The sequence below is a fragment of the Hymenobacter sp. YC55 genome, from assembly GCF_029433095.1.
Classification (GTDB): domain Bacteria; phylum Bacteroidota; class Bacteroidia; order Cytophagales; family Hymenobacteraceae; genus Hymenobacter.
In genome coordinates, this window is sequence record NZ_JARNTX010000002.1 from 953,775 (window position 1) to 971,628 (window position 17,854).

Below are 17,854 nucleotides of genomic sequence, written 5' to 3' on the forward strand. Positions count from 1 at the left end.
GTGCGAAGGGCCTTCTCACGTCAGTGCAAGTTGCTACAGTTGCGCGCATACAGTAGGAGGTCCTTCGTACGCTCAGGATGACAGAGAAAAATTCATTAGCCGCTCCTTACGTAGCAAACCGGCAAAACGTGCCGAGCGGCAGCTTGCGCGCCCCGGCATCGTGCAGATAAATTTCCCCAATCTCGCGTTTCTCGCGCATTGTTGGGAAAATCTCGTTCACGAGGTTATCCAGAATTAGAGCCGAGAAGCCGAGGGAATACAAGTTGACGAGAAAGAAATGGTCGGTAGGGTCGAGAAGCTCTTTGCAGAGCTTGAGCATTTCGTTGAGTTCGTCTTCGAGTTGCCATTTCTCGCCGTTTGGGCCGCGGCCATAAGCGGGCGGGTCGAGGATAAGGCCTTGGTACTTGCTGCCGCGCTTCACTTCGCGCCGCACGTACTTCATGGCATCTTCCACCAACCAGCGCACGCCGTCCAGGTTGCTGGCTTCCATGTTGTCGCGGGCCCAGAAGTTGACTTGCTTCACCGAATCGAGGTGAGTGACGTCGGCGCCGGCGGCGCGGGCGGCTAGCGTAGCAGCGCCGGTGTACGCAAACAGGTTTAGCACGCGCGGTACGGCCGCCTTGCGTTTGCGAGTTTGCTGGTAGATAAACTGCCAGTTGGGGTCCTGCTCCGGGAACAGCCCCACGTGCTTAAACGACGACATGCCCAACCGAAACCGCAGCTTCAGGCCGTCGGGCCGTTCGTAGCCAATCACCCACTGCTCGGGCGTGCCGGGCTTTATTTTCCACTGGCCGCGCTCCTGGCTGCCCTTTTCGCGGGTGAAAGTGGCGTGGGCGCGCTGCCATTCGCTGGCGGCCAAGTGCGGGTCCCAGATGGCCTGCGGCTCGGGGCGGGCCAAAATATGCTGGCCGAAGCGCTCCAGCTTCTCGAAGTTGCCCGCATCGAGCAACTCGTAGTCGGACCAGGGACTAGTGGTAAGGAAAGTATACATGCAGGGCAAAGGTAATTGTTGGCCGTTGGTTGATGCGTGTCGGCTTGCTTAATAGGCGCTCGTTGAATAGCCCTCCGAAAGAAGGTTTCTCGTTTTTCAAAAACTAGACTACGCTACATCAAGTAAGCAGTGTCTGAAAACTTTGAACAAACCCTGACCGATTCTATGTCTGAACCAGAACGCATTGCCGACCAACTCCGCCGCGCTTTCAATGGCGACGCTTGGTCTGGACCCTCGCTGCAACAAACGTTAGTTGATATTACGGCCGCGCAAGCCGCAGCTTATCCGTGGCCAGGCGTGCACACCATCGGCGAGCTAGTGCGGCACCTCACCACCTGGACCGTCACGGTAGCGCAACGGGTTGAAGCCCGGGAACACACCGCCATGACGCGGGACGATTGGCCGTCTTTTCCGGTTGTTGCGGATGAAGCGGCTTGGCTGCGTGCGCGGCAAGAACTGCACGAAGCGCACGAACAGTTAGTGGCCATTACGGAAGCCTTGCCCGCCTCGGAGCTAGATACGGTGATTGGTGACGCACGCCAGCGCGACGATGGTTCTGGCGTATCCATCTATGTGTTACTGCACGGCGTTATTCAGCATTATCTTTACCACGCCGGGCAGATAGCCCTGCTGCGCAAATTCGTCTGACCTTTCTTCCTCGTGACTCTTTCCTTCTTCAAATACCAAGGCACCGGCAACGACTTCGTGATGGTGGACGACCGCGCCCACCGCTTCGACGAAACCAACCACGCCCTCGTGCATCACCTCTGCGACCGACGCCGGGGTATCGGCGCCGACGGGCTCATTCTGCTCCGCCAGCACCCCGAGTACGATTTCGAGATGGTGTATTTCAACGCCGATGGCCACCTGGGCTCGATGTGTGGCAACGGCGGCCGTTGCACGGTGGCCTTTGCTAAGCAGCTCGGCGTCATTGAAAGTACCACGCGTTTCTTGGCTGCCGATGGTTTGCACGAGGCGCAGATAGAGGCGGATGGCACAGTGCACTTGCGCATGCAGGACGTGGCCGGCCACCGGCATATCGAGGAGCACGACGGTGTATTCCTGAATACTGGTTCGCCGCACCTTGTGCGCTTCATGCCCGCTAGCACCCTAGCCGAGCTGAACGTGTTTGCTGAAGGCCGTGCCATCCGCTACGGCGAACTTTTCCGCGAGCAAGGCACCAACATCAACTTCGTAGAAGCACCACAAACACCCGATTTGCCCTGGCAGGTACGCACCTACGAGCGAGGCGTCGAGGATGAAACCCTGAGTTGTGGCACCGGCGTCACGGCCGTAGCCTTGGCGGCGTCGCAGCGCGGTGCCCAAAGTCCGGTGCGCCTACAAACGCCCGGCGGCGAGCTACGCGTCACGTTCGAGGCGCAGCCCGACGGCGCTTTTACCAACATCTTCCTCATCGGACCCGCGCAGCGAGTGTTCGAAGGTAGGGTAGAGGTGTAGTTGCTACCTCAAGGGTTTGAGGTATTAGTTAACCAAAATCAAACTGTCATCCTGAGCATAGCGAAGGACCTTATACCTACAGAAAGATAATCGTAAGAACGGTTCATTATGTGGGTATAAGGTCCTTCGCTGTGCTCAGGATGACAGACTGGTTATTAGATGGGTTTTATAGTCTTAAACAAGGTTGATTTAACCCAATCTAAGCTACGTACCTAACACACTTACGCTTGCCGGTCGCCGCCGGTGAAGTCCAGCATCCAGCCAGGGTACTCGGGGCTTAGCTTGCTGACTTCATCTAGTTGCTTGAGCTCCTCCGGGGTCAGCTGTACATCTACAGACTTCAGGTTGTCTTCTAGCTGTTCCATCTTTTTAGCGCCAATAATCACGCTCGTAACCACGGGCTGATGCAGCAGCCAAGCCAGCGCTATCTGCGCTACCGAAACACCTTTGGTTTCGGCGAGGGGGCGCAGCACGTCCAGAATATCAAACGCCTTGTCCTTGTCAACGGGCGGGAAGTCGAAGTTCAAGCGGCGGGCGCCTTCTTCGCTTTGTTGGTCGCGGGTGAACTTGCCGCTCAGGAAACCACCGGCCAGCGGGCTCCACACCATCAGGCCCACTTTCTGGTCTTGCAGCAGTGGCACTAGCTCCCGCTCTAAGTCCCGGCCCGCAATAGTATAGTACGCCTGCAGCGACACAAACTTCTCCACGTGGTTGTAAGTGGAGTAGCTGAGCGCCTTCATGAGCTGCCAAGCCGCCACGTTGCTGGCCCCGATGTAGCGCACCTTGCCGCTACGCACCAAGTCGTCGAGCGCGCGTAGGGTATCTTCTATGGGGGTTAGCGGGTCGTAGCTGTGAATCTGGTAAAGGTCGATGTAGTCGGTTTTCAACCGTTTCAGCGAGCCTTCTACTTGGTCGAAAATGTGCTTGCGGGTCAGCCCAACCTGGTTGGGGCCTTCGCCCATCTTGCCGCGCACTTTGGTGGCCAGCACCAGCGAGTCGCGCGACAAACCTAAATTATGGATGGACTGGCCCGTCAGCTCTTCCGACATGCCTTCCGAATACACGTTGGCGGTGTCGATGAAGTTGATGCCCGCCTCAACAGCGCGCTTCACTTGCTCGTCCACGGCTTGTTGGTCGAGGGAGCCCATTGCGGCGGCCCACCCTTTGCCGCCGTAGGTCATCGTACCCAAGCACAGCTCCGATACTCGTAGGCCAGTGTTGCCTAATAGGTTGTATTTCATGATGAAGTAGATAAAGATGAATCCTGCTTACAGCAGCAGACGGCTCTGCGCGTGCTTTACCGTAATGCGTGTAGGTACACTACGTAGAAAATAGCTGCAATGCGGCCGCGTACCTGAATAAGTTTATGTAGTGTTGCCGAACCTTGATTCAGTTATTCGAACCTCAAAGCCTTTGCCGCTTATGCTGCGCAACGACCTAGTTTTCCTGCGGGCTCTCGAAGCAGAAGACCTCGATTTCCTTTACGCGCTGGAAAACGACGCGTCGCTCTGGCACGTGTCCGATGCGGTAGTACCAGTGTCGCGCCATACGCTCCGGCAGTATTTAGACAATGCCGCAGCCGATTTTCACGAAGTGCGGCAGCTTCGCCTTGTCATCTGCAGCGTAGCCGACAAGCAAGCTGTGGGTACCGTTGATCTGTTTGACTTCGAGCCGCGGCACCAGCGGGCCGGAGTTGGCATTGCTTTATTGCCCACCGAGCGAAAAAAAGGTTATGCGTATCACGCACTAAAACTTCTGGCAACGTACGCGAAGCAAACGCTGCACCTGCATCAGTTGTATTGCACCATTGGCGTCGATAACGTAGCCAGCGAAAAGCTGTTCAATCAAATTGGATTTCAATCCGTCGGGGTGCGTAAGGAGTGGCTGCGGACGGCCGCGGGTTGGCAAGACGTGGTAGAATACCAATATTTATTGGACATTTAGCGACATGGTTCCAGCCCGAAAACTATAGTTGAGGTTGCTAGCAGCAAAGGAACTGATATACACTATATACTGTCGAGCTCCACTGTTTACTAATATTTTTAGAATGTAACTATTTTAATCGAAAAAGTGTATTAAAAGGCTTATCCGGTTTTATAGTTGAACTTATCAGCTAAATTAATTCCTGTAGCGGGGCTGTATCCTTTTATTTGAGAGTTACGTATAGTGCAATATCCAACGGGTAGTGAATCTGTAGACTGCCTTTTAAGACCCGACGGTATATACAAACTCTTACTTACTCCTCCTCTATGTCGCTGACTGACCCAGCGCAGGTAAACTCCTCTGCCTCCGACTCAACCTCACCTGCTCTTCAAACACCTTCTGGATCATTTCCAGATTTGGTTTGCTTTGCGCACTTGCATTGGGATTTTGTATGGCAACGTCCACAGCACTTGTTGTCGCGCTTTGCCCAACACGGCCGCGTACTTTACGTGGAAGATCCGTTTGTGCATCCCGACCAAGTAGAGCCACATCTTGAAATAAAAGAACGTCAGAGCGGCGTGAAGGTAGTGGTGGCTCATTTGCCATTTGGGTTGACTTGGCAAGATTCCGACGCAGCTCAAACCAAGCTGCTGGCAGAATACTTCGAGAAGGAAAACTTCAAGCAGTACATCTTCTGGTACTATACGCCGATGGCGCTCAACAAGTCACGCGACTTTCAGCCCGTCCTCACCATCTATGATTGCATGGATGAGTTGGCTAGCTTCAAGTTTGCACCCGACGGATTGCGCGAGCGGGAGCAAGAGCTTTTCAAGAAGGCCGACTTGGTTTTCACGGGTGGGTATACCATCTACGAATCCAAAAAGCTGCAACACCCCGATGCGCACCCTTTCCCAAGCAGCATCGACAAAGACCACTTCGGTTTGGCTCGTCAGCCCATGGACGACCCAGCCGATCAAGCCGGTATTGCGCACCCGCGCATCGGTTTCTTTGGCGTGGTAGACGAGCGCCTCGACATTGAGTTGCTCCGCCAGTTGGCCACCAACCATCCCGAATGGCAGTTTGTCATTATCGGGCCAGTCGTTAAAATTAGTGACGACCAACTACCTCGCCAGAAGAACATTCACTACTTGGGTGGCAAGAACTACCTAGAGTTGCCTTCCTATTTGCATGGCTGGGACGTTGCTACCTTGCTGTTCGCCGACAACGAAAGCACCAAGTATATCTCGCCCACCAAAACTCCCGAGTACTTGGCCGCTGGCCGTCCGGTAGTTAGCACGCCCATTCGCGACGTGGTACGGCCCTACGGGGATTTAAACCTCGTGCAGATTGCCGCCAATGCCGACGACTTTGGGCGGGCCATTGAAAAGGCGCTCGTTCAAACGCAAGATGCCGATTGGCGCCGCCGCACCGACGAATATCTGGCCACTATTTCTTGGGATTTGACCTGGCAGCAAATGCGCGACCTGATGCTAGCTCGCCTTCAGGCCAAATCCACTAACGCAGCTACCGAAACAGCCGATTCCTCGCTGGTGTCCGCTTCCTGACTTTCTTCCATTCTCCCTAATCCTTTCCAAAACACTCTTAGCTTATGTTCGATTATCTAATAGTAGGGGCCGGCTTTGCTGGCAGCGTGCTAGCCGAGCGCCTAGCCACCCGTTCGAATAAGAAAGTCCTCATCGTAGACAAGCGTAGCCATATTGCCGGTAATGCATATGACCACTACAACGAGGAGGGCATCCTAGTCCACAAATACGGACCGCATATCTTCCACACCAACTCGAAAGACGTATTCGAGTACCTGTCAAATTTCACCGATTGGCGTCCGTATGAGCACCGCGTATTGGCTTCCGTTGACGGACAGCTAGTACCGATGCCTATCAACCTCGACACCATCAACAAGCTCTACGGCCTCTCGCTCAATAGCTTCGAGGTAGAGCAGTTCCTGGAGTCTTTGGCCGAGGAAATTCCCGTTATTAAGACGTCGGAAGACGTAGTAGTTAGCAAAGTAGGTCGCGAATTATACGAGAAGTTTTTCCGCAATTATACCCGCAAGCAGTGGGGCCTCGACCCCTCAGAGCTTGATAAGTCTGTGACCTCGCGCGTGCCCACCCGCACCAACCGCGACAGCCGTTACTTTACCGATACGTACCAGGCTATGCCGTTGCACGGCTACACTCGTATGTTCGAGAAGATGCTGGATCACCCCAACATCAAGGTGATGCTCAACACCGACTACCACGACATTATAGACTTCATTCCGTTCAAGGAAATGATTTTCACTGGTCCGGTAGATGAGTATTTCGACTTCAAGTATGGCAAGCTGCCATACCGCTCTTTGGAGTTCAAGCATGAGACCCTGAACCAGGAAAACTACCTGGAGGCGCCCGTAGTGAACTACCCCAACGACAACCTCTACACCCGCATCACGGAGTTCAAGGCTCTCACCGGCCAGAAGCACCCCAAGACGGCCATCGTGTACGAGTATCCGAAAGCCGAGGGCGACCCATACTACCCAGTACCACAGCCCGAAAACGCCGAGCTCTACAACCAGTACAAGAAGCTGGCCGACAACACGCCCAACGTGCACTTCGTGGGCCGCTTGGCTACCTACCGCTACTACAACATGGACCAGGTAGTAGCCCAAGCCCTGACCTTGTACAAAAAGCTAACCGAGAAGAGCGAGGAAGCCGTGAAAGCCGCTGCCAAGCCCGCCATTACCGGTTCGGCTTCCATCATCGATAAGCTCGTACCGCGCGATCCGGCCAAAGGCAAGCCGTAAGCTAACGTGGTCCATAGCGGTGCAGTGGGCATCCACCTGTCTCCTGCAACGCACTGCGACCATCTCACCAGAAAGTCCTGCGCGGTATCCTTCCAGTACCTCGCGGGGCCATCCGGCCACGATAAGAACCTATTATGAAGCTGACGATCATAGTCGCTCAGTGAAAACTGTCATCTACTCTCGGGAGAAGGCCTATGTGGTCTTTTGTCCCGAGGATAGATGACAGGCTTGTTTTAGGACCGGGCAACCTCGTCACTTTATGGCAAAATAAAGCCGATTGTAAGTTGCTTAGTCTTCTTCCTTTCCAATTACCGAAACTATGCCTGACAAGAATGTTGAAATGTGGGGTGGCGTAGAATGTACCATTCGCCGCATTGGCGAGGGTTACACGGATCAGCTCGAAAATAGTGGGCACCGCTACCGCCTCGAAGACCTCGACTTGTTTGCTGAGCTTGGCATCAAGAAGCTTCGCTACCCCATTCTATGGGAGCAAGTAGCCCCCAACAGCCTCGACGAACCTGATTGGACCTGGACCGATGAGCGCATGAGCCGCCTCCGCGAACTAGGTATCGACCCCATCGTGACGTTGCTGCACCACGGCAGCGGTCCGCGCTACACGGCGCTCCACCGCGAAAACTTTGTTCCCGGTTTAGCGCGCTTCGCTGAGATGGTAGCCGAGCGCTACCCCTGGATCAACCACTACACGCCCGTCAACGAGCCCCTTACCACAGCGCGCTTTAGCGGCCTTTATGGCATCTGGTACCCACACGGCCTCGACGACCGCACGTTTGTCCGCATTCAGCTCAATCACATCAAAGGAGTAAAGGCGGCCATGCAGGCCATCCGCAAAATCAACCCGCAGGCGCAGTTGGTTCAAACCGAAGACCTTGGCAAAACGCAATGCACGCCTGGCCTGCAATACCAAGCCGACTACGAAAACAACCGGCGCTGGCTAACCTTCGACTTACTCTGTGGCCGCATTGACCAAAATCACCCGCTGTGGGACTACTTGCGCACCAACGGTGCCACGGCCAAGGAACTGAATGAGCTGGTCAATGACCCTTGCCCACCCGATGTATTGGGCATCAATTATTATATCACCTCCGAGCGGTTCCTCGACGAAAACCACGAGGCCTACTTTGGCCATCACCGGGTTTCCGGCCATGAGCGTCCCGACTACGCCGACGTGGAAGCGGTGCGCGTACGCTTGGTAGAACTAACCGGCCCACACCGCCTACTTATGGAAGCGTGGGAACGGTACCAATTGCCCCTCGCTATTACGGAAGTGCACATCGACTGCACCCGGGAAGAGCAGATGCGGTGGGTGAAGCAAAGCTGGGAGGTTGCCAATCAGCTCAAGGAAGAAGGCATTGATATGCGCGCCATCACTATTTGGTCGTTGCTTGGCGCCTACGATTGGAACTCGCTGCTCACGCGGCCGGGTACCTTTTATGAAAGTGGCGTTTTCGATATGTCGGGCGGTTCGCCCCGGCCTACAGCGTTGTTTAAGATGATTCGTAGCCTGGCGCGGGAGGGCCACTACGAACACCCCTTATTGCTTTCCAAAGGATGGTGGGAACGAGAAGAGCGTTTCCTCTACCACCATCATTGTCCCACCCACCAGACCACCTAAAACGATGCAAATCTTACCCTCTAATGATCTGGCCACGAGCATCTCGCAGCCAGTAATTCAGCCGTTACTTATCACTGGTGCTACCGGTACACTCGGCCGAGCCTTCCAGCGGATATGCGCCATCCGGGGCATCGAAACCGTGGTTGTTTGCCGTGCTGAAATGGATATCACCGATGTGCAGTCTGTTGAAAAAGCTATTGCCAAATACAATCCGTGGGCGGTAGTAAACACCGCCGGCTACGTGCGGGTTGACGAGGCCGAGAAGGATTTCGAGCGATGCTACCGCGAGAATACCATAGGCCCAACTATTCTGGCCAATGCCTGCGCCGCCCGTGGTATCCAGTTGCTTACTTTCTCTTCCGACCTGGTATTCGATGGCAACAAGTCGTCGGCTTACGTGGAAAGCGACCAGCCGCGCCCTCTGAACGTGTATGGCAACAGCAAGCGCCGAGCCGAGCGCGATGTGCTGCTTCAGCAGCCCAACGCCTTGGTCGTGCGCACCAGCGCTTTCTTCAGCCCCTGGGACGAGCACAACTTTGTGTACGCTGCCCTGCGCGCCGGCCAGCAAAAACAAGCCTTCCAGGCCGCTGATGACGTGCTTATCTCGCCCACCTTCGTGCCCGATCTTGTTAACGTGTCACTCAATCTACTCATCGATGAGGAGCGCGGGGTGTGGCACCTGGCCAACCAAGGCGCTTACACCTGGGCCGAACTAGCCCGCCTAGCCGCCGACATGGCCGGGCTGGACCAATCATTTGTTTCGGCGTGCTCGATGCGAGCCTTTGGCCTGCCCGCCGCCCGTCCTGCCTACAGTGTATTGGGTAGCAAGCAGGGCAACCTACTGCCTTCTGCCGAAGAGCGCCTGCACCAATGCGTAGGGGAGATGATGAACAAGCTGAGACAAGAGGCCGAGGAGCCTATTGCGCTAGCTTCCTAAAGTATACCATCTATTGGGGTTGAATTAAGTGCCAATTTAAAGCGCGCTGCTCTTCTGGGCGGACACCTGAAATCCCTTTTCAGCACCCAGAAACCCCAACCAAAAAACCTGACAACCTTTCTTTCGTGGAAACCCCGCACTCTTTTTGAGGTAGCGGGGTTTCGTCGTTTAGAGGGTCGAGGCGACGCATATGCGGTACTGCTCCGGGAGTTTCCCGAAAAACGCCGTAAATTTGAGGTACGCCCTCGCGTTTCAGCTTAAATAGACTAGCATGTTTGATTTTTTAGGGAAAACCGTCGCCAAGATTTTCGGCACCAAATCGGACCGGGACTTGAAGGAGATTATCCCCTACGTGGCGCTTATAAATGCCGAATATGCCAAACTGGCACAACTATCTGACGACCAACTGCGCGAGCGGACCAATGAGGTACGCGCCCGCATTGCTGAGCGTCTGAAAGGCATCGACGACCAGATAGCCGCTCTGCACGCCCGCGTCAACGAGGATACTACCTTGGATATCGGGCAGAAAGAGCAGGTTTTCGACCAGATTGATGCGCTGGAAAAGCAGCGCAACAAAGATCTGGAAGTGGTGCTTATGGAAGTGCTGCCCGACGCGTTTGCTATTGTAAAAGAAACCGCACGCCGCTACAAGGAAAACGGTCAGTTGGTGGTAACCGCCACTGATTACGACCGGGAGTACGCGTCGCGCAAAAAGAACGTCACCATCCAAGGTGACCAAGCTATTTGGGCCAACAAGTGGATTGCTGGTGGTGCTGAAATCACCTGGGACATGGTGCACTACGACGTGCAGCTGATTGGCGGCGTGGTACTGCACCAGGGCAAGATTGCCGAAATGGCTACCGGTGAAGGCAAAACGCTGGTTTCGACTCTGCCTGCCTTCCTCAACGCGCTGTCCCAGCGCGGGGTGCATCTGGTAACCGTCAACGACTACTTGGCCAAGCGTGACTCGGAGTGGAATGCGCCGCTGTTCGAGTTCCACGGCATCACCGTAGACTGCATCGACAAGCACCAGCCTAACACCGATGCTCGTCGCAAAGCCTACGCCGCCGACATCACCTACGGCACCAACAACGAATTTGGCTTCGACTACCTGCGCGACAATATGGCGCGCGACCCACAGGAGCTGGTGCAGCGCAAGCACCACTTCGCCATGGTCGACGAGGTAGACTCGGTACTGATTGACGACGCCCGGACCCCACTCATCATCTCCGGCCCCGTGCCGCGTGGTGATGTGCACGAGTTCTATCAGCTCAAGCCCCGCATTCAGATGCTGGTGGACGCGCAGAAGCGTTTGGTGCAGCAGTACTTGGTGGAAGCTCGCAAAGGCCTCAAAGAAGGTAAAGAAGGCACCAAGGAAGGCGAGCCAGGCTTGGCTTTGTTCCGCGCCTATCGTGGCCTGCCCAAGAGTAAGCCCCTGATTAAGTTCTTGTCGGAAACCGGGGTGCGGGCTGTGCTGCAAAAGGTGGAGAACTTCTACCTGCAAGACAACGCGCGCCAGATGCCAACGGCCGATGCGCCTCTGTACTTCACCATCGACGAGAAGCACAACCAGATCGAGCTAACCGAAAAAGGTATCGACCTGATTACGGCTCAAGGCGAAGATCCGCACCTGTTCATCATGCCCGACATCGGGTCGGAAATTGCGGCGCTCGAAAACAACAAGGCGCTGACCAACGAAGACAAGCTGCACCAGAAGGAGCAGCTCATGCAGGACTACCAGGAGAAAAGCGAGCGGGTACACACCGTGAACCAGCTGCTGAAAGCCTACACCCTATTTGAGCGTGACGACCAGTACATCTTGACCGACGACGGCAAGGTGAAGATTGTGGACGAGCAGACTGGCCGCGTAATGGAAGGCCGCCGCTACTCCGACGGTTTGCACCAAGCCATCGAGGCCAAGGAAAACGTGCGCGTAGAAGACGCCACCCAGACTTACGCTACCGTAACCCTACAGAACTATTTCCGCATGTACCACAAGTTGGGCGGCATGACGGGTACGGCCGAAACCGAGGCCGGCGAGTTCTGGAGCATCTACAAGCTCGACGTGGTAGTGATACCCACCAACCGCGGTATCCAGCGCCACGACGAGCACGACAAGGTGTACAAAACCGTGCGCGAGAAGTACAACGCGGTAGCTGAGGAAATCCAGGAACTAGTGAAAGCCAACCGCCCTGTGCTGGTGGGTACCACCTCCGTGGAAATTTCCGAGCTGGTAAGCCGTATGCTGAAACTGCGCGGCATACCGCACCAAGTGTTGAACGCCAAGCAAAACCAGCGCGAAGCCGAGATTGTAGCTGCTGCCGGTCATCCAGGTACTGTAACTATTGCCACCAACATGGCCGGCCGTGGTACCGACATCAAGCTGCGTGGCATTGCTAAGGAGTCGGGCGGATTGGCTATCATTGGTACCGAGCGTCACGAGTCGCGCCGCGTTGACCGCCAGTTGCGTGGTCGTGCCGGCCGCCAGGGCGACCCAGGTTCTTCGCAGTTCTTCGTGAGCTTGGAAGACAACCTGATGCGCCTATTCGGCTCCGACCGGATTGCTAAACTCATGGACCGTATGGGCCTCGAAGAAGGCGAGGTAATTCAGCACTCCATGATTACGTCGAGCATCGAGCGGGCGCAGAAGAAAGTCGAGGAAAACAACTTCGGCCAGCGCAAGCGCCTGCTAGAGTACGACGACGTGATGAACGCCCAGCGCGAAGTGGTGTACAAGCGCCGCCGCAACGCCCTGTTCGGCGAGCGTCTGGAGCTTGACATCTGGAACATGATCTACGATGTGGCCGAGGACGTGGTATCTACGCACAAAATTTCCGGCGACTACGAAGACTTCAAGCTGGCTATCCTGCGCATCTACGGCTACGACACGTACATCACCGAGCAGGAAATGAAAGGCCTAGCCGCTGGTCAGCTCACGCAGAAGCTCTACGACGAGGCGCTCGGCTACTACCACAGCAAGAACGACCACATTGCTACCAACGCCATGCCGCTGGTCAACGACCTGCTGGCGCAAAACGCTCCGTTCGAAAATGTTGCCGTGCCGTTCACGGATGGTCGCAAGCAAGTATCGGCCGTAGCCAACCTGCGCCGCTCCCAAGCCACCGGTGGCCACGAAATCATCCGGAGCATGGAGAAAGCCGTGGTGCTGTCGACCATCGACACCGCCTGGACTCAGCACCTGCGCCAGATGGACGACCTCAAGCAAGTGGTGCAAAACGCCGTGTACGAGCAGAAGGACCCACTGTTGGTATACAAGTTCGAGAGCTTTGAGCTGTTTAAAGGCATGATTGGTAAAGTGAACGAGGAGACACTCGCCTTCTTGTTCCGCGCCGATGTGCCCGTACAAGCCGGCGCCGAAGGCACCAACGACCCCGAGTTTTACATCGAAGATGAACTACCCACTCCAGCCCCTATGCCCAAGCTAAAGGCTGAGAAGGAAGTATCGTCGGTATCGTTGGGGGCAGGTCCTGAGGACATCGACCACGAGGCCGCCGTTGCCGAAAAGCAGCAGCCAGCGCGGGCGCAGAAAATTGCCAACCGCAACGAGAAAGTCAGCGTGCAGTACATGGATGGCCGCATCCTGCGGGATGTAAAATTCAAAACGGTAGAAGAAGACTTGCTCAACAACCGTTGCGTAATAGTAGATATAGCCTAGAAAATTCGGCTGAATAATTGCTTCAAGCGGGAGCCGGCGAAAGTCGCTGGCTCCCGCTTGGTGTTATAAGCAGTCTGCCAATCGACTTTAGTACGTACATAGTTTACCTGCTGCTCCAGCAAACTCACAGCTAAATCCCTCGTTGACATTATCTTTAGTGATATGAACCTCGCTCCCCACATCGACCACACACTGCTCCGACCCGATGCCACCCCCGAGCAAATCAGCCAGCTTTGCGCTGAAGCCGCGGAATATCACTTTGCCACTGTATGTGTGCCACCGTGTTACGTTCGCCAAGCAGCCGAGCAATTACGCAATTCTGGCGTGGCAGTTTGCACGGTAGTAGGGTTTCCGCTCGGGTATCAGTTGGCGAAGGTGAAATTTTTTGAAGCCCATCAAGCCCTGACCGAAGGCGCTACCGAGCTAGATATGGTTATCAACATTGGGGCGTTGAAAGCGGGGCATTTAGAGGAAGTGGAAGAGGAAATTGGCCAGTTGGCGGAGTTATGCCACTTGCGCGGGGCGCTGTTGAAAGTGATTATTGAAACTGCCCTACTCTCAGAAGACGAGATTGTATTGGCCTGTGAGCTATGCGAAGAAGCTGGTGCCGACTTTGTGAAGACGTCAACCGGATTTGCCAGCCGCGGGGCTTCGGTAGAAGATGTGATGCTGATGCGGCAGTCTCTGCCCGCTAGTATTCGCATCAAGGCAGCTGGCGGAATTCGCACCCGCACCGCAGCATTGGCCCTCATAGCTGCTGGCGCCGACCGAATCGGCTCGTCTAATAGCCTCGTTTTGCTTCATGAAGATGATACTACCATTACTGCGTAACGTGTTATTGCTTTCCACTTTGTTTGCATTAGGTGCCTGTGCCACTTCGGCCCCGGTGGCCACCAGCACCGCAACCCCCGCCGATACCTCCAAGGTGCGGAATTCTCAAGCTCAGACAGGTCAAGCAGGTACTGTTGAAGATGTAAGCCGGTATCGGCCCACATTTCCTGCGCCCAAAGAGCCTGTTGCTCCGGCACCTAAGCCTGTGGTAGCACCTACCAACCACGTAAACGCGCAAATAGAGCAGCGCTTGCGCGACCAGGCCTATACCAACCAGAACGTAAAGTATGCCCAAGGGTATCGTATTCTGGCTTACGTAGGATTGGAGCGTGAGAAAGCTATGGCAGTGCGCCGCGCCATCATCAGCCGCTACCCCGACGAAACGGATTACCTCACGTTCAAGCAGCCCGTATTCCGCCTGCACGTCGGCGACTACCTAACCCGCCTGGAGGCCGAGCAAGCCATGATGCGCATACGCCCCCTGGCTCCCAAAGCCGAATTGGAATCCATGCAAGTGCTCTTGAACAAGGCGGCCTACTAGGGCAATACCGACGTTCAGTCGGCAAACTGTTGGTACCGGCTATCGATGCCCGTTGGGTTAGAGTATCTTGCGGCCTCATTCAACTATGCACCAACTTACGGGTGGTGTTTCTGTCTGTCTATGCAACACTTGCTTCCTCGTATCAAAGCCCTGGCAACTGAAACAGCCGCCGACACGGTAGCCTTACGCCAGCACCTACACGCCAATCCAGAACTCTCGTTCAAGGAATTTAACACCGTCGCTTTTGTCACGGCTGAGTTAACTAAGCTAGGCCTCTCCCCGCAGCCGATTGCCAACACCGGCGTGGTGGCGCTTATCGAAGGCCGCAACCCTGGCACTCGGACCGTAGCTCTGCGCGCCGATATGGACGCATTGCCTATCACCGAGCAGAATGAGGTGCCTTACAAATCCACGAATCCTGGCGTGATGCATGCCTGCGGCCACGACGTACACACGTCGTCGTTGCTCGGCACAGCCCGCATCCTGACGCAATTGCGCGACGAGTTTGAGGGCACCGTAAAGCTGATGTTTCAGCCAGGCGAGGAATTGCTGCCGGGCGGAGCGTCGCTGATGATCAAAGAAGGGGTACTGGAAAACCCTAAGCCGGCCAGCGTGCTTGGCCAGCACGTCTTCCCGATGCTGCCCGCCGGGCAGATTGGCATCCGGCCGGGTCGCTACATGGCTAGCACCGACGAACTGTACCTGACGGTGCGCGGCAAAGGTGGCCATGGGGCCATGCCCGAAATGAACCTCGACCCTGTGCTGGTAGCGGCGCACATTATTGTGGCCGCTCAACAGATTGTGAGCCGCCGTGCCAGCCCCAAAATGCCTTCCGTGCTGTCGTTCGGAAAAGTTATTGCCAACGGTGCCACCAACGTTATTCCCAACGAAGTATACATTGAAGGCACTTTTCGGACCTTAAATGAGGAGTGGCGCAACGAGGCGCACGAGCACCTGCGCCGTCTCTGCGAAGGCTTAGCTGAGTCGATGGGCGCTACGTGCGAGCTGGAAATCCGGCGGGGCTACCCGTACTTGGAGAACGAGCCTCAACTAACCGCCCGTATTCGCGCCGCTGCCGAACAGTACTTAGGTGCTGAAAACGTAATCGAACTCGACCAGTGGCTGGCCGCCGAAGACTTTGCCTACTTCTCGCAAGCCGCTGATGCTTGCTTCTACCGCCTCGGGACCCGTGCCGATGATGGCCGCTTCTCTTCTTCTGTGCACACGCCTACTTTCGACATCGAGCCCAAGTCCTTGGAAACAGGACCCGGTCTAATGGCGTGGCTCACGCTGAACGAGTTGGCAGGTCAATAGCATACAGCCGCGGTTAAGCCGTTGCTAACGTTGGCTGCCTGCACAGGTGATTTCAGCTAAACATAAACCTTAGCTACCCGCTTGCATGAGCGGGTAGCTAAGGCAGAGGTGCAATGTGCCTCAAAGTTGACGCTCGAAGAGGAGAAGCTAAGCAGTATACTTTATTATAGTTTTGTCATATGCGCTACTTGTACTGTTTGCCACTAGTATTCAGCTTATTCTGTGCTGTTTCGACTACTGCGCAACGCCGTAGTATCACGAATACATCGCTGTTGCCAGAGCTACAAACAGAGGTAGCCCTCAAAGGCGATGACTACCTGCTAATTGGCCTGCGGGCTCCGCTTTATACAGGAACTTCGCGAGGGTTTGATGTTGAGCGTGTAGGACTGAACGTGGGGTACGAGCGATTCTGGGACCAGCAATGGAGCGGAGGTGCTACGCTCCGGGCCGAGTTCTACAATGGGTATAGCGGAGGCGGAGATGTAGGTAAGTTATACACTGACCTTATTCCCGAGCTGTTCCTGCGCCACTGGAGCACGTTGGGTAGCTTCAATTTTCGGCAGCGCCTTGGAATAGAGTATTTCGTTCCGGGCGGTGAAAATTTTGAGAGCCGTGCTATCACCCGCCTGCGCCTCGATTTAGACCGGGTTTTCCCCCTAGGCGAGCACACAGCCATTCGCCCTCGACTGGCCTATGAAGCAGGGGCCTATCTGCGCTTACAGCGTGAAGAAACAGAGTTGAAAGAACGAGTTATTGACTTTGGCACCTTACGGGCCGAGGTAGGTGTGCGGGTTTCGCAACATTTCGACTTTACGCCCTGGGTAGCATCTCAGTCAACCTACCTCAACACGCTGCCGCAGTTCGATGCCCTTGGCAACCAAACGAGCGGTGGGCGAACAAATTTTATCGCGCCTATAATCGGGCTAGATATGCGTCTAACCTTATTTAGGGGTGGTGAACCTTTTGAGCGGCGGCAGCTTCCGACGCAACACTAATTGCAAATGCGGACAATATGTCTGATTCGTTTTAAACTGTTTTTATTGGCTGAAATGCTCTAAGCGCACTTTTTGAACATTGGGATTTAATATTAGCTAAGACAAATTTTCAAAAATAGGACATAATGTCTTAAAGGTAGTAGGTCAAATACCTTTGGTATAGATTTTATAGATAGTGGTTGTACCTGCAAAGGAAACATCAACTTCTGACTTCAAAATAGAACCTATTACCATGGCAACTCTGCTGTATAACAACCGTCCTACTCTCCGGTCTACCCGCACTTTCAACTCTCTGTTGAATGATATGCTGCGCGACACCCTGCCAGCTGTTACGGACCCCGCTAAATCTTTCGTACCTGCCGCCGACGTGCTGGAATCTGAGCAAGGTTTCGAACTGCACCTAGCGCTACCTGGCGTAGTGAAAGAGGACGTAAAAATCGATTTTCAGGAAGGCCAACTGGTAATCAGTGGCGAGCGCAAGGCTCCGGTAGCTGAAGAGAATGCTCCTAAGTTCCGCCGTGTTGAAACCGGCTTCGGCAGCTTCACGCGTAGCTTCCGCCTCCCTGACACCGTTGATGTAACCGCTATTGATGCTCAACTTACCGACGGCATCCTGCGCGTGACGTTACCTTTTGACAGCAAGAAAGTGACGAAACATCACATCGAAGTGCGCTAAGCACCGAAAAAACTGAAAAAAAGGCATCCGTTTGGGTGCCTTTTTACTTGGTTTAAGTGTTGTATATATAGCTGGTAGT

Annotated in this window: 15 protein-coding genes; 13 read left to right on the forward strand and 2 right to left on the reverse strand. The window is 54.9% G+C overall.

The annotated features are described in order from the left end of the window. Positions 1-106: 106 nt before the first annotated feature. The gene (locus tag P1X16_RS17300) at positions 107-991 is read right to left on the reverse strand and encodes a class I SAM-dependent methyltransferase (protein ID WP_277231464.1); all 885 of its coding nucleotides are present in this window, start codon (positions 989-991) and stop codon (positions 107-109) included. A 165-nt stretch (positions 992-1,156) separates the two neighbouring features. Here P1X16_RS17300 and P1X16_RS17305 point away from each other — a divergent pair, with 165 nt between their 5' ends. Both P1X16_RS17305 and dapF read left to right on the forward strand, forming a co-directional pair. Further along, complete coding sequence (locus P1X16_RS17305; protein ID WP_277231466.1) at positions 1,157-1,639, forward strand: DinB family protein; 483 nt, start codon at positions 1,157-1,159, stop codon at positions 1,637-1,639. 12 nt (positions 1,640-1,651) lie between these two features. Then, positions 1,652-2,449: a diaminopimelate epimerase gene (dapF, locus tag P1X16_RS17310; RefSeq protein WP_277231468.1), complete on the forward strand. Its 798-nt coding sequence runs from the start codon at positions 1,652-1,654 to the stop codon at positions 2,447-2,449. A gap of 221 nt (positions 2,450-2,670) precedes the next feature. Here the strand turns inward: dapF and P1X16_RS17315 are convergent, their stop codons facing one another. Beyond that, positions 2,671-3,690 (reverse strand): aldo/keto reductase, encoded by a 1,020-nt coding sequence (locus P1X16_RS17315; protein WP_277231470.1) that lies wholly within the window; start codon positions 3,688-3,690, stop codon positions 2,671-2,673. A gap of 181 nt (positions 3,691-3,871) precedes the next feature. Here P1X16_RS17315 and P1X16_RS17320 point away from each other — a divergent pair, with 181 nt between their 5' ends. From P1X16_RS17320 to P1X16_RS17370, 11 genes are all read left to right on the forward strand, one after another. Continuing rightward, positions 3,872-4,393, forward strand: a complete 522-nt coding sequence (locus P1X16_RS17320; RefSeq protein ID WP_277231472.1) for a GNAT family N-acetyltransferase — start codon at positions 3,872-3,874, stop codon at positions 4,391-4,393. A gap of 305 nt (positions 4,394-4,698) precedes the next feature. Next, positions 4,699-5,937: a glycosyltransferase family 1 protein gene (locus tag P1X16_RS17325; protein WP_277231474.1), complete on the forward strand. Its 1,239-nt coding sequence runs from the start codon at positions 4,699-4,701 to the stop codon at positions 5,935-5,937. A gap of 44 nt (positions 5,938-5,981) precedes the next feature. Beyond that, positions 5,982-7,172: a UDP-galactopyranose mutase gene (glf, locus tag P1X16_RS17330; protein ID WP_243797523.1), complete on the forward strand. Its 1,191-nt coding sequence runs from the start codon at positions 5,982-5,984 to the stop codon at positions 7,170-7,172. A gap of 319 nt (positions 7,173-7,491) precedes the next feature. Continuing rightward, positions 7,492-8,805 (forward strand): family 1 glycosylhydrolase, encoded by a 1,314-nt coding sequence (locus tag P1X16_RS17335; RefSeq protein WP_277231477.1) that lies wholly within the window; start codon positions 7,492-7,494, stop codon positions 8,803-8,805. A gap of 4 nt (positions 8,806-8,809) precedes the next feature. After that, positions 8,810-9,742, forward strand: coding sequence for an SDR family oxidoreductase (locus P1X16_RS17340; RefSeq protein ID WP_277231479.1), 933 nt, complete (start codon positions 8,810-8,812; stop codon positions 9,740-9,742). Between the two features lie 271 nt (positions 9,743-10,013). Next, complete coding sequence (gene secA, locus P1X16_RS17345) at positions 10,014-13,418, forward strand: preprotein translocase subunit SecA (protein WP_277231481.1); 3,405 nt, start codon at positions 10,014-10,016, stop codon at positions 13,416-13,418. Between the two features lie 162 nt (positions 13,419-13,580). Further along, positions 13,581-14,249: a deoxyribose-phosphate aldolase gene (gene deoC / locus P1X16_RS17350; RefSeq protein WP_277231482.1), complete on the forward strand. Its 669-nt coding sequence runs from the start codon at positions 13,581-13,583 to the stop codon at positions 14,247-14,249. Next, positions 14,227-14,790: a sporulation protein gene (locus tag P1X16_RS17355; RefSeq protein ID WP_277231484.1), complete on the forward strand. Its 564-nt coding sequence runs from the start codon at positions 14,227-14,229 to the stop codon at positions 14,788-14,790. Before deoC ends, P1X16_RS17355 begins: the two co-directional genes overlap by 23 nt. Before the next feature lie 120 nt (positions 14,791-14,910). After that, the gene (locus P1X16_RS17360) at positions 14,911-16,104 is read left to right on the forward strand and encodes a M20 family metallopeptidase (RefSeq protein WP_277231486.1); all 1,194 of its coding nucleotides are present in this window, start codon (positions 14,911-14,913) and stop codon (positions 16,102-16,104) included. 179 nt (positions 16,105-16,283) lie between these two features. Further along, positions 16,284-17,099: a hypothetical protein gene (locus tag P1X16_RS17365; protein ID WP_277231487.1), complete on the forward strand. Its 816-nt coding sequence runs from the start codon at positions 16,284-16,286 to the stop codon at positions 17,097-17,099. Positions 17,100-17,331: 232 nt separating this feature from the next. After that, positions 17,332-17,775, forward strand: a complete 444-nt coding sequence (locus P1X16_RS17370) for an Hsp20/alpha crystallin family protein (RefSeq protein WP_277231488.1) — start codon at positions 17,332-17,334, stop codon at positions 17,773-17,775. Positions 17,776-17,854: the final 79 nt, after the last annotated feature.